This window comes from Pseudomonas sp. KH_024_B2 (genome assembly GCF_057839965.1).
In genome coordinates, this window is sequence record NZ_CM174502.1 from 2,396,087 (window position 1) to 2,407,929 (window position 11,843).

The 11,843-nt window shown below is 59.8% G+C and carries 12 protein-coding genes; 3 read left to right on the forward strand and 9 right to left on the reverse strand.

Annotated features, from left to right (window positions below):
- Window positions 1–17 precede the first annotated feature (17 nt).
- Both AC3I0A_RS11265 and AC3I0A_RS11270 read right to left on the reverse strand, forming a co-directional pair.
- A complete protein-coding gene (locus AC3I0A_RS11265; protein WP_489377845.1) occupies window positions 18–689 on the reverse strand; it encodes a GntR family transcriptional regulator in 672 nt (223 codons plus the stop codon).
- Window positions 690–804: 115 nt separating this feature from the next.
- Complete coding sequence (locus AC3I0A_RS11270; protein WP_489377846.1) at window positions 805–1,701, reverse strand: LysR substrate-binding domain-containing protein; 897 nt, start codon at window positions 1,699–1,701, stop codon at window positions 805–807.
- Window positions 1,702–1,858: 157 nt separating this feature from the next.
- Between AC3I0A_RS11270 and AC3I0A_RS11275 the strand changes: the two genes are divergently transcribed.
- Together AC3I0A_RS11275 and AC3I0A_RS11280 are read left to right on the forward strand one after the other, a co-directional pair.
- A complete protein-coding gene (locus tag AC3I0A_RS11275) occupies window positions 1,859–3,160 on the forward strand; it encodes an NAD(P)/FAD-dependent oxidoreductase (protein WP_489377847.1) in 1,302 nt (433 codons plus the stop codon).
- A 68-nt stretch (window positions 3,161–3,228) separates the two neighbouring features.
- On the forward strand, window positions 3,229–4,317 hold the full coding sequence (locus AC3I0A_RS11280; RefSeq protein ID WP_489377848.1) for a polyamine ABC transporter substrate-binding protein: 1,089 nt from the start codon (window positions 3,229–3,231) through the stop codon (window positions 4,315–4,317).
- A gap of 11 nt (window positions 4,318–4,328) precedes the next feature.
- On the opposite strand, the gene AC3I0A_RS11285 is transcribed toward AC3I0A_RS11280, so the two are convergent.
- The 6 genes from AC3I0A_RS11285 to AC3I0A_RS11310 form a co-directional block, all read right to left on the reverse strand.
- Window positions 4,329–4,553 carry a hypothetical protein gene (locus AC3I0A_RS11285; protein ID WP_489377850.1) on the reverse strand — a complete coding sequence of 75 codons (225 nt, stop codon included), beginning with the start codon at window positions 4,551–4,553 and terminating at the stop codon, window positions 4,329–4,331.
- A 14-nt stretch (window positions 4,554–4,567) separates the two neighbouring features.
- Complete coding sequence (locus AC3I0A_RS11290; RefSeq protein ID WP_489377851.1) at window positions 4,568–5,566, reverse strand: NADP-dependent oxidoreductase; 999 nt, start codon at window positions 5,564–5,566, stop codon at window positions 4,568–4,570.
- A gap of 64 nt (window positions 5,567–5,630) precedes the next feature.
- Complete coding sequence (locus tag AC3I0A_RS11295) at window positions 5,631–6,509, reverse strand: alpha/beta fold hydrolase (protein ID WP_489377852.1); 879 nt, start codon at window positions 6,507–6,509, stop codon at window positions 5,631–5,633.
- Between the two features lie 108 nt (window positions 6,510–6,617).
- Window positions 6,618–7,406: an SDR family NAD(P)-dependent oxidoreductase gene (locus AC3I0A_RS11300; RefSeq protein WP_489377853.1), complete on the reverse strand. Its 789-nt coding sequence runs from the start codon at window positions 7,404–7,406 to the stop codon at window positions 6,618–6,620.
- A gap of 86 nt (window positions 7,407–7,492) precedes the next feature.
- Complete coding sequence (locus AC3I0A_RS11305) at window positions 7,493–8,587, reverse strand: alkene reductase (protein WP_489377854.1); 1,095 nt, start codon at window positions 8,585–8,587, stop codon at window positions 7,493–7,495.
- Window positions 8,588–8,709: 122 nt separating this feature from the next.
- Window positions 8,710–9,549, reverse strand: coding sequence for an alpha/beta fold hydrolase (locus AC3I0A_RS11310; protein ID WP_489377855.1), 840 nt, complete (start codon window positions 9,547–9,549; stop codon window positions 8,710–8,712).
- Window positions 9,550–9,684: 135 nt separating this feature from the next.
- Here AC3I0A_RS11310 and AC3I0A_RS11315 point away from each other — a divergent pair, with 135 nt between their 5' ends.
- Window positions 9,685–10,269, forward strand: a complete 585-nt coding sequence (locus tag AC3I0A_RS11315; RefSeq protein ID WP_489377856.1) for a TetR/AcrR family transcriptional regulator — start codon at window positions 9,685–9,687, stop codon at window positions 10,267–10,269.
- 20 nt (window positions 10,270–10,289) lie between these two features.
- On the opposite strand, the gene AC3I0A_RS11320 is transcribed toward AC3I0A_RS11315, so the two are convergent.
- Window positions 10,290–11,594, reverse strand: coding sequence for an MFS transporter (locus AC3I0A_RS11320; protein ID WP_489377857.1), 1,305 nt, complete (start codon window positions 11,592–11,594; stop codon window positions 10,290–10,292).
- Window positions 11,595–11,843 lie beyond the last annotated feature (249 nt).

The following is an 11,843-nucleotide window of genomic DNA, read 5'->3' on the forward strand; positions in this document are numbered from 1 at the left end:
CACAGTACGGCGAGCGGTCAGTGGCTGTGAGGCAGGTGCTCGAACAGGGTCTTGCAGACCCCGGCGATGTGCTCGTCGAGCAGCTTTACTGCCAGATCCACGTCACCGGCGCGACAGGCCGCGAGGATTTCCCGGTGTTCGTGATCGGCGCGCTCCTTGCCGGCCGAGAGGCTCATCTGCATGCGCAGGTAGCGCTCCAGCTTGTCGTTGACCGAGCGGATCAGGCTGACCAGAAACGGTCGTTGCGCCGGTTCGTAGAGGCAGGCGTGCAGTTCCCAGTTGAGCTCGGCCCAGCGTCCCACGTCATCTTCGCCGATGAACTCCTGGCAGATGCGTTCGGCGCGAGCGAAGGTTTCTTCGGTCATGTTGGGAATGGCCAGGCGCAGCGCCTTGTCTTCGAGCAACATGCGCACTTCGAACATTTGCGCCAGTTCCGCATCGGAAACCCGCGTGACCATCGCCCCGCGATTGCGCTGGAACATCACCAGGCCTTCGGCCTCCAGGCGCTTGAGGGCTTCGCGTACCGGAATCTTGCTGACATTGAACTGGCGGGCGATGTCGTCCTGGCGAATGGGTTCGTCCTCGGCGAAATGCCCGGCGACAATGGCGTCACGCAGATGCCGGGTGATGATTTCCGAAGTCGAAGGCGAATTGCCAAGGTCGGGAGCGTTGAGTTTTGTCAGGGCCACGGTCGTGATCGTTCGGAATGAGTTGCAGATATGGTATACGAATTTGCCCCGATGTTCCTTCGGCTATGGCCAGGACCTCCAACCACTGCATTATCTTCACCACCCCGTTGCAACTTCAGCCTGCGTCCTGTCCGGCCTGTCGGGCGAACCATTGCATGATCAGCGAGCACGCCGGATGAGAGGCGGCCGAGGGTTGCGGGCACAGCGAATAGCGCCCGCTGGTCTTCAAGGGTTGGCCGAACGGGACGATGAGCACCCCGCGTTCGATTGATTCCTCTGCCAGTGTCATGTCGGTCATCGCCACGCCCAGACCTCGCGCCGCTGCATCGAGCGCCAACTCGTCAAGGTTGAAGGGGATGTGCCGATAGTCCTCCAGCGACCTGGCGCCGTTGGCTGCCAGCCAATCAATCCAGGCTTGCTTGTCCGCTGAACGATGCAGCAGCGGGAAGCGTACAAGATCCGCCACCGATGCCAGTGGCCGGGTTGAGTTGCCAAGGCTTGGGGCGCACACCGGAACCAGCGCTTCCTCGAACAGGGTCAGGCAGTCAGGATCGCTGGATGGCTCGGGCAGATAGAGGATATAAGCGTCGCTGTCGCTGGCCGGCTCGACGATCTCCGTCGCAACGGTCTCGATCGACAGGGAAATGTCCGGGTGACGCCGGTAGAAGTCGCTCAGTTTGGGCAGCAACCAGCGAACCGCCAGCGACACATGCATGCGTATGCGAAAGGGGCGTTTCTGCGGAGAAAGCCGATCCTCGAGACTCTTCAATTGCTCCAGGATATTCCGGGCGCTGCCAAGCACCTGTTCGCCCTCAGGGGTCAGTCGAATACTGCGGCTGCTCCTCACGAACATCGGTACGCCGAAGTGACTCTCCAACTGCTGAATTTTCCGGCTCACGGCGCTTTGGGTCAGGCAGAGCTTTTGCGCAGCTTGAGTGAAGCTGCCCGAATCAGCGACCTCTATCAATGCCTGCATGGCCTGAAGAGAAGGGACGTGGCGAATTTTATCCATGCGATTTATGAATAGCTCAATGATTTTATAACGTTGGTTGTATCACCGAAGACCTTATAGATTCTAGCTCTGGCTAACGCCTTATCAAGCTAGTCATGCGATTGCTGCATGTATCGGGATAGGCGTCTGGCAGAACGACAGTCAAATAAGGTGACGCATGGAAAATGTATGTGGCTGGATTGCGCAAGCTGGAAATTCATCCGTTCGTGAGCGCCTGAGCGGCACGCAAAAAGCCGATTGGCTGGTCATCGGTGCCGGTATCACCGGCCTTTGTGCCGCTCATACGCTCGCTGAAATGCACCCTCAGGCGCGCATCGTGGTCGTCGACAGACAGCGAGCAGCGCAGGGGGCCTCGGCGCGCAATTCAGGATTCGTAGTGGCCCACGAACATCCGGGCAATGATGAGCTGATTGGCTGCCAGGGGTTCGCTGATTTTGAAGTCGACACGTCGATTTCACGGGCCGCCAGCGAGGAGGTACGCCAGCGCATTGCTCGTCATGACATCGAGTGCGAATTCAGGGACTCCGGCTATTTTTTTGCCGTCCGCGATCCAGCCAAGCTGACCCATGTCGAGGCCAAACTGGCGACGCTACGAGCCGTCGGTGCCTCTGCGCACTTTCTGCAAGGTGAACAGCTGATCCAGAAACTGGGAACCCGGCATTACCAGGCCGCGATCTGGTGCGGCCATGGCAACGCACTGCTTCAACCAGCGAAATACGTGAAGGGCCTGCTGGATGCGCTGCCGGACAATGTGACCCTCTACGAAAGCACCGATATCACTGGCCTTGCACGCTTGGGCGAAGGGCGTATCCGCGCTAATGGTGTCGATGGAAGCATTGAGGCGAAGCAGGTGCTGGTTTGCCTGAACGCTTTCATCCCACGCGCGGGGATAGATGACAGCGCAACGTTCCCGATGGAGCTCAGCGCCAGCCTCACGCGGCCGCTCAGCGACGAAGAGTTCCGAGCGATCGGCGCTGTCGAGCCTTGGGGCGTGCTGTCCACCCGGCCACTTGGAGCCACGGTGCGACTGACCCCGGATAGTCGAGTGATGATCCGCAACACGGCGGAATACCGCTCTCGGGATTTGTCCGACAGTGATCTCTTGCTCCGTCGAAAACGCCATGTACTGGGCTTGCAGCGACGTTTTCCGTGGTTTACCGAGCAGGATATTCAATACACCTGGACCGGACACCTGAGCGCCTCACGCACCGGGCAACCGTATTTTGCCAAGGTCGAAGAGGGCCTGTATGCCGTGGCCGGATGCAATGGTTCGGGCGTCGCGCGCGGCACTCTCTGGGGGCGGCTGCTCGCTGAACTGGCATCGGGTGCCGGCTCGCCACTATTGCACTCGGTCATGCACAGAGCTCAGCCCGGCTGGCTGCCGCCCAAACCATTACTCGACATCGGCGCCATGCTGCGAATGCGCGTGGAGGCGGTCAGGGCCAGAACAGAAATCTAGTAAGCCGCAAAAGAACAAGAATCCAGAAAGCCAAAAAAGAACAAAAGCTCCTAAAAAGGTGATCGAACATGCACGTCAACAATATTTCCCTGGTGGTATTGCTCACTACGTTTTCAGCAGCCACTTACGCGGCCGAAGCAGTCAATATTTCCAACTGGAACGGCTACATCGCCGAAGATACCTTGACCCATTTCACCAACAAAACGGGGATCAAGGCGACTTACGACATTCACGACAGTAACGAAGTCCTGGAATCAAAGCTGATGACGGGTAATACCGGTTATGACGTGGTCAGTCCTTCGAACCATTTTCTGTCCAGATTGATCAAGGCAGGGGCCATTCAGAAGCTTGATAAAAGTCAGCTACCCAACTGGAAGAACCTTGACCCGGCGTTGATGAAAAAACTGGAGGTCAATGACCCGGGCAACCAGTACGGCTATCCGTACATGTGGGGCACCGCGGGTATTGGCTACAACGTCGAGAAGATCAAGGCGATATTCGGCAACACCGATGTCACCCATTCCTGGAGCCTGTTTTTTGCTGAAGACAACCTCAAGAAGCTGAGCCAGTGCGGCGTGGCGATTATCGATAACCCCACGCAAATTCTGCCGATCACCCTCAATTACCTGGGACTGCCGCACCATAGTCACGAGCCTGCGGATTACAAAAAAGCCGAGCAGGCGTTGCTCAAGATCAGGCCTTACATCCAGTATTTCCACACCTCCAAGTACGTCAGCGACCTGGCGAATGGCAACATCTGCGCCGTGATTGGCTTCAATGGCGACATTGTGCAAGCTGCCACCAGCGCCAGGGAAGCCAACAACGGAATCGAAATCGCCTATTCGATCCCTGACGAAGGATCGACCCTTTGGCTGGACATGGTGGTCATGCCAAAAAGCGCGCCGCACGAGAAGAATGGCTACGCCTACATGAACTACCTGCTTGAGCCTCAGGTCATTGCCAACATCAGCAACAGCATCCATTACGCCAACCCCAACCTTGCGGCGGATGAGTATGTCATTCCGGCCGTGAAGCAGGACCTGGCGATTTACCCGCCGAAAAGTGTGCTGGACAAGCTCTTCATCGTCGAGGATCTCCCCCCTGCAATCGCACGGCTGAGTACTCGCCTGTGGACCAGGTTGAAGTCCAATACCTAACGACATTGGCATTACTGTTCCAGCATCAAGCCGCGCCAGATGATTGGAGGATGGTTCTTGAGGGGGGTAAGGCCTGGGTGCGTCTGGGCCGTCTCGCATTGTTTTTCAAGAACCGTCTTATCCTGCTCAGTCAATTGAGCCTGGCCCTCACCAGGGAGCGGCGCGTCCTTTTGCATTTCAGTCGAACAGTCGATTGATATGAGACATTGATCATGGGATTGCAAAACGCTGTCCATGTTGTTTTCGCCAGTTACCTAACCTTAATGATCACTTTGCCTTTCGATCTTCCCTGTTCGACATAGCTCAGCGCATCTGCTGTCGACTCGAACGGAAAGGATCGATCCACCACCGGCTTGATGGCGCCGGACTCAATGAGCGCGCTGATTTCACGCAGTTGGGCGCCACTTGCCCGCATGAAAACGAACGCGTAGCTGACACCACCTTTGCGCGCTTTCCTCCGGATGCCGTGGCTCAGGAGACGCATGACCTGCCTCAGGCCCCAGGACAGTTTCTGCTCTTCGGCAAACTGCGGGGTCGGTGGACCGGAGATGGAAATGAGCTGGCCACCAGGCTTCAGGACCTTGATTGATTTCTTGAGGACGTCTGCGCCCAGGCTGTTCAGTACGACGTCGTAGTCCTGCAGCACGGTCTCGAAGTTTTGCTTCTTGTAGTCGATAACGACGTCCGCACCCAGTGCTTTCACCCACTCGACGTTGCTTGTGCTGGTGGTCGTGGCAACGAAAGCCCCCAGATGCTTGGCCAGTTGGATGGCAATGGTGCCCACGCCGCCTGAACCGGCATGGATGAGGACCTTCTGTCCCTTCTTCAATTTGGCGGTTTCGACCAGCACCTGCCAGGCCGTCAGGCCGACCAAGGGGATGGACGCGGCTTGCTCCATGCTGAGGTTCTTGGGTTTCGGCGCAAGCGAATCTTCCGTCACGCAAATAAGCTCGGCGAAGGTGCCGATGCGATCCTGGTGAGGACGCGCGTAGACCTCGTCGCCTGGCTTGAACTGCCTCACGCCAGGCCCCACACGGACCACGACACCAGCCAGATCATTGCCCAGCACCAGTGGAAGGCGATACGGCAGGATCAGTTTGAACTCACCTTTCCTGAGCTTGGAATCCAGGAGGTTGACGCTTGTGGCATGCACCTGGACCAGGACGTCGTTGGTCCGCACCTCAGGGTCGGGCAACTGGCCAATATGTCCATTATTCTTGCCGTAGCTGTCGATAAAAAATGCCTTCATGATGATTTAGCTCTTTGGATTGTGAAGTTGGAGCGCGGCCTGGTGCAGAACTGAAACGTGCTGGTCAGGGTGTCAGGGCATCGAGGAAGGACAGGGCCTTTGGCACGAAGTCGGCGTGATTCTGGAAAATCCCGCCATGCCCAGCGTCTGCATAAATGATCAGTTGCGAATTCGGGATGCGACGTGCCATATCAGTAGAGTTCACTGTGGGCACCATGATGTCGTTATCACCATTCGCGATCAGCACCGGGATCCGTAGGCTGCCGAGATCCTGGGGAGCCTGTCGGCCCCATGCATTGATCGCCTTCAACTGCCGCAAGAAGGCAGCGGGCGTGGGGCCTTTGTCCCGATCCGTTTTGCGCTCCTTCAGCCGTTTCAAGAAGGCCTTCGCGGCTTGTCGACTATTGGCCGTGGTGGTGAAGAACAGGTAGAACTTCGGATCGCGCAGCGTCAGCAGGCCCTTGATCATCAATGGCCAGGACACTGGCCCTACCTTGTCGATAGCTTTGCCGCCCGCGGGACCCGTACCGGTCAAAATCAGCTTGCGTACCAAGTCTGGTGCTTTCAGCGCAATGTCCTGCGCCACGAATCCTCCAAGAGAAAAGCCGAACAGGTCGACCTTCTCGAAGCCTAGGGCGCGAATCAGGGCGATCGCATCCTGTGCCATTTCACCGACGGTCACGGGTGCTGTTCCGCCCGATGCGCCGATCCCCCGATAGTCAGTGGCGATGACGCGGCGCCTGCCGGCAAGGCCATCGATGATCCGCGGGTCGAAATTGTCCAATACCGCACCCCAATGATTGAGAAGAATCAATGGCACTCCGCTGCGAGGTCCCAGGTCACGGTAGGCAAAAGCAGTTCCTCCAACGTTGATCGATCGGTTCGCAGCGTTTACATACGGCGTACCCGGCCCAGGGTGAAGGTGTTTGTCGGAATGGGTCATTGTTTACTCCGCGTGTCTCATATGGGCCGTAAATTCTGTGATGAGGTGGGAAAGTCCCCGCTTAGGGCGAAGGTGGTGTGTCCTTGGATTTCCCCTACGACAGGGTGTTTACGAGGCGGTGCTATACCGCTCTGCAGCATGCTCCTGCCTGATGTCCGAAAGTAGGGCTTGACGCGCGGCCTGAAGGGCATCCCAGCGTGCGGCGTCATGCAATGGCGGGATGGTCACGGGCTCACGGTGATCGAAGCCGACCAGGGCCGCATCGACCAGTTCGCCCACTTCCATTACCTCGGTCAGCGTGTTGATGTCGATGCCCGCACGCTCCCAAATCTCCGTGCGAGTGGCGGCAGGGAGCACGGCTTGGACATAGACGCCTTTGGGTGTGAGCTCCAGACTCAGTCCCTGGGAGAGGAACAACACAAAGGCCTTGGTGGCACCATAGACCGACATGCCGAATTCCGGCGCCAATCCAACCACTGAGCCTATATTGACGATCGCGCCTTCGCCGGCCTGCGCAAGCCGCGGGGCGATTGCACTGGCGAGTCGGACCAGTGCGGTCGTGTTGAGTGCGACGAGCCTAGTGACATCGTCGGTCGTCTGCTCGATGAAGCTGCCGGACTGGGCTGCTCCGGCATTGTTGATGAGAATCCCGATTCGGGAGTCATCGCGCAGGCGCGTCTCAACGACGGTCAAGTCGTTGGACTGGGTGAGATCGGCCGGGAGGACATCGACGGCGACGTTGTTTTCCTCGCGCAGGCGAGCCGCGAGCGTCTCCAGTCGCGCTTTGTCTCGGGCAACCAGCACGAGATCGTGGCCGCGACGTGCGAAGCGCTCGGCGTAGGTGGCGCCGATGCCGGAGGAAGCGCCGGTAATGAGGACTGCGGAACGGGTAGTCATGTATTTGCTCTCTTAATTAGGTGAACCCATGCTGGGGGGGCGCGACTAACAAATCGGGGCCGCGCCTGTTCGCGGCCCCGCCAGCGTTACAGGGCGTTGGAATCTGCGAGCGCCGGGTAGTCGATGTATCCCGCGGCGCCACCGCCGAAGAGTGTGGTCGGATCGAATGACGCCAACGGCGCTGCGGTCTTCAGACGTTCCACCAGGTCGGGGTTGGCAATGAACGGGCGCCCGAAAGCAAAGAGGTCGGCCTTGCCTTCGGTGAGCCGGGAGGTGGCAAGATCCAGGTCATAGCTGTTGTTGGCGATGTAGGTGTTCTTGAAGCGCAGGCGCAAGGAGTCGAAGTCGAACGGTGCGACATCGCGCGGACCGCCGGTCGCGCCCTCGACGACATGGAGGTATACGATGCCCAATGCGTCGAGCTGATCGACGATGTAGTCGAACTGCGCCTGCGGATCGCTGCTTGAAATCCCGTTGGCTGGCGATACCGGCGAGATACGGATGCCGGTGCGCTCGGCGCCGATCTCGTCCACCACGGCCGCCGTCACTTCCAGCAGCAGCCGCGCGCGATTTTCGATGGAGCCGCCGTAGGCATCAGTACGTACGTTGGCACCGTCCTTGACGAACTGGTCCAGCAGATAGCCATTGGCGCCGTGGATCTCGACGCCATCGAAGCCAGCAGCGATGGCGTTTGCCGCGGCCTGGCGGAAATCGTTGACGATTCCCGGCAGTTCGTCGAGCTCCAGGGCCCGAGGCTCGGAGACGTCCACAAAGCTGTTGTTGACGAACGTCTTGATCTCGGCCCGGATGGCCGAGGGGGCTACCGGAGCGGCGCCATTTTCTTGCAGGTGAACGTGTGAGATACGCCCGACATGCCACAGTTGCAGAAAGATCCGCCCACCCTCTGCGTGGACGGCATCGGTGACCTCGCGCCAGCCGTCGATCTGCGCTTGCGAGTAGATACCGGGCGTATCCTGATAGCCCTGTCCCTGCTGCGAGATCTGAGAGGCCTCGGAAATCAGCAGGCCGGCCGATGCGCGCTGGCTATAGTAGGTCGTGGCGAACTCGCTCGGAACAAAGCCCTTACCGGCGCGGTTGCGCGTCAGCGGTGCCAGGACAATCCGGTTGGAGAGTGTCAGGGAGCCAAGGGTGTAGGGCTCAAACAAAGTCTTGTCAGTCATGTCTTCTTGCTTCCACGTCGATTGATGGTGATGGTTGGAGATGCACGTCGTCGTGTGCTGAATCCCTTGGGACCGCTCAAGTCAGACCGGCGCTTCGCGAGCACGGCGACCTTGCACCAGCATTACTCCTCCAGGAACTGGATCGCGTGCTTCAGGAAGCGCTCGGGATACTGGTACTGCGCGCCGTGCCCGGCATCGGGGTAGATCAGCAACTGGGCGTTGGGGATGTTCTGGGCCAGGTGCCAGGAATTGATCGAGGCGATCATGATGTCGTTGACGCCGTTGAGCACCAGGGTCGGCTGCTTGATCGCGCTCAAGTAGGCATAGGGGTTCTCTCCCGGTAGCGGCGCAAAGTAGGCCATGTGCGCCTCGGTCTGAGCCTTGGCCACTTCAGCCGAACTGGGTGAATCCTGCTCGAGACGCTGGTGGCGCCGCTCCCAGAAGGCCAGGCCCGCCTTCTTCGCGGCCTCCGAGCGGCCGAAGAACAGGAAAAGGAAGTCTTCAGCGGTCGGAACCGGATTCGGCGCAACTTCAAACACTTTGGGATCCATCGTCGGATCACCGCCCCGAAGGCCAGTGCCGAGCAACAGCAGCTTGCGGACTCGTTGCGGATGGCGCAGCGCGACCTCTTGCACCTGTAAGCCGCCGATCGAGAAGCCCAGCAGATCAACCTGGGCCAGGCCGAGCGCCTGAATCACAGCAGCGATATCGTCCGCCATATCTTCGATCCGATTGCGAGGCGTGCCGGTCGACGAGGCGATACCGCGCCCATTGAACAGGATGACCTCCCGGCCTTCGGCCAGACCATCGGTCAGCAGAGGATCCCAGTGATCCAGGCCGCCGCGAAAATGCTGTACGAAGAACAGCGGGACGCCGGAGGGCTTGCCCCAGCGGCGATAGGCGAATCGGTCGCCATCAACTTCGATGAAGCGTGTCGGCGCTGTCAGGTGGGTGTCGCTCATGACTTCAGTCCTTCCAGATAGTGGCGAGCCATTATGATGATGATCATAATCTTAATCGTCAATAACTTTGATGATGATTGACATCAATGTATATTGACCGCCTGACTGTTGGCAGAAGCAAAGAGGCATTTAGATATGAGGGTCACCAAAGCGCAGGCACAGGCGAATCGGGCGCACATCGTCGAGACGGCCTCCGTCCTGTTTCGTGAACGTGGCTATGACGGCGTGGGGGTGGCGGAACTGATGGCGGCTGCCGGCTTCACCCATGGCGGGTTCTACAAGCATTTCCGCTCCAAAGCCGATTTGATGGCCGAAGCGGCCGCGAGCGGGTTTTCGCAGAATCTGTCAAATAGCGCAGGCCTCGACGTAGCCGGGTTCTTCAATCTTTACGTGTCCCGGGATCACCGTGATGCCCCCAGCGTTGGCTGCACGATGGCAGCCCTCTGCGGGGACGCTGCGCGTCAGTCAGAGGAGATCAAGGCGACGTTTGCTGGCGGGATCGAAGGCATGCTGGCAGCCCTTGAGCGCGAGGGCGCGACACTGGGTGTGGATCAGCACAACGTTCGGGCAAAGATGATCGACAGGCTGGCCCATGCGATCGGCGCAGTCGTGTTATCGCGCGCCTGTCCGGATGACTCCCCGCTGGCGGATGAGATTCTCGAGGTCTGTCGCAGGGAAATTCTCGCGCCCCTGTTGCCGTCGGTGGCCTGCGAAAGCTGACCGGATATGGACAGTCCCTCTCACTTTCCGAGACTCTCGGTACCGCTGACAGCTGCCTGCCGCCCGCGCTCGAGGTCGACACCGGCGAGGATCAGCAGGCCGACCACGAAATAGCTGCCGGTGATCAGCATCGCCAGGCGGTGATCGCCGCCGGATACCCAACTGGCCAGGCCGTAAGTCATGGGTCCGAGGATTGCCGACAGTTTGACCGCCAGCCCCCAGAGGCCGAAGAACTCCGCCAGGCGCGTCGGCGGCGCCAGCAGACCGACTATCGCGCGGCCGGCCGATTGGCTGGCGCCCATGCACAGACCGGCGAGGTTGGCCGCCAGCCAGAACAGCCCGGGGCCGTGCGCGACCCAGACCAGACCGACCATGCCGAGCCAGCCCAGCAATGTCAGCGCCAGCGTGGCGCGATGGCCGAGGCGGTCCTGCAGCCAACCGAACAGCACGGCTCCGATGGCGGCCGTGATATTCACCACGAAGATCAGCAGCAGCGTGTCTTGGGTACTGAAGCCCATGACCTGATTGGCATAGATGGCCGCCAGGGTGATCACCGCCGAGATCCCGGCCTGGTAGCAGACGGTGCAGGCAAGGAAGCGCAGCAGGTCGCGATAGTGGTCGGCTTCGCGCAGCGTCTGCGCAAAGCGCGCCAGCGCCGCTTGCGCGATAGGCATGTCGCTGCGCCCTGGCTGCGGCTGGCTGCGTTCGCACAAGAACAGGAAGGTCGGTACGCTGGCTATGGCGAACAAGGCCGCGGTGATCAGCATGCACACCGGCACGAACTGCGCCGCAGTCTGGCCCTGCGCCTGGGCCCAGCTGACAAAGGCCAGGCAGGCACCCAGGCTGACCAGACCGCCGAGATAGCCGAACCCCCAGCCCCAGCCGGACACCTTGCCCAAGGCCTCCGTACGAGCGAGTTGGGGCAGGAAGGCGGCGATCAGGTTCTCGCCGCTGCCGAAGCAGAAGTTGGATAGCACGATGAACAGGATCGCGACACCAAGCTCCCCCGGCCCGGCCAGCGCGAGTCCAGCGGTGAAGGCGACACAACCGAGCGTGCTGAACAGCAGCAGGCGCTTCTTGCAGGCGAAGGCGTCGGCGTAGGCGCCGAGCAGCGGCGCGGTCAGGATGATCAGGACATAGGAGAGGGCAGTGGCGCTGGTCCAGGCCAGCGTACCCCAGGCTTCGCCCTCGGCGACCACCGCGACGAAGTAGGCGTTGAACACGGCGGTGATCACCACCGTCGTGTAGCCGGAGTTGGCGAAATCGAACATCGCCCAGGCCCAGATTTCTCGGCGTGTCACTCCGGGGGCAAGGCTGGCTGACATGGCGATCTCTCTGTAGGCCTAGGTACTTCAGTTAAGGATTTTCAGGTGAACATCACACCTGTGGCGAGGGAGCTTGCTCCCGCTGGGGCGCGCAGCGGCCCTAAAACCTGCAAGCTGGTTCTGCCAGGCACACCGCATGTACAGGCTTTACGACTGCTGCGCAGCCGAGCGGGAGCAAGCTCCCTCGCCACAGTTGATCGTCCGACCATGGATTTCTGTTAACCGATCGGTATTGAGCCTAGCCCTGGC

What these genes read in the sequence shown, in the direction of transcription:
- AC3I0A_RS11270 (WP_489377846.1), bottom strand. Translation starts at nt 1,701, where the DNA reads ATGGATAAAATTCGCCACGTCCCTTCTCTTCAGGCCATGCAGGCATTG.
- AC3I0A_RS11275 (WP_489377847.1), top strand. Translation starts at nt 1,859, where the DNA reads ATGGAAAATGTATGTGGCTGGATTGCGCAAGCTGGAAATTCATCCGTT.
- AC3I0A_RS11280 (WP_489377848.1), top strand. Translation starts at nt 3,229, where the DNA reads ATGCACGTCAACAATATTTCCCTGGTGGTATTGCTCACTACGTTTTCA.
- AC3I0A_RS11285 (WP_489377850.1), bottom strand. Translation starts at nt 4,553, where the DNA reads ATGGACAGCGTTTTGCAATCCCATGATCAATGTCTCATATCAATCGAC.
- AC3I0A_RS11290 (WP_489377851.1), bottom strand. Translation starts at nt 5,566, where the DNA reads ATGAAGGCATTTTTTATCGACAGCTACGGCAAGAATAATGGACATATT.
- AC3I0A_RS11295 (WP_489377852.1), bottom strand. Translation starts at nt 6,509, where the DNA reads ATGACCCATTCCGACAAACACCTTCACCCTGGGCCGGGTACGCCGTAT.
- AC3I0A_RS11300 (WP_489377853.1), bottom strand. Translation starts at nt 7,406, where the DNA reads ATGACTACCCGTTCCGCAGTCCTCATTACCGGCGCTTCCTCCGGCATC.
- AC3I0A_RS11305 (WP_489377854.1), bottom strand. Translation starts at nt 8,587, where the DNA reads ATGACTGACAAGACTTTGTTTGAGCCCTACACCCTTGGCTCCCTGACA.
- AC3I0A_RS11310 (WP_489377855.1), bottom strand. Translation starts at nt 9,549, where the DNA reads ATGAGCGACACCCACCTGACAGCGCCGACACGCTTCATCGAAGTTGAT.
- AC3I0A_RS11315 (WP_489377856.1), top strand. Translation starts at nt 9,685, where the DNA reads ATGAGGGTCACCAAAGCGCAGGCACAGGCGAATCGGGCGCACATCGTC.
- AC3I0A_RS11320 (WP_489377857.1), bottom strand. Translation starts at nt 11,594, where the DNA reads ATGTCAGCCAGCCTTGCCCCCGGAGTGACACGCCGAGAAATCTGGGCC.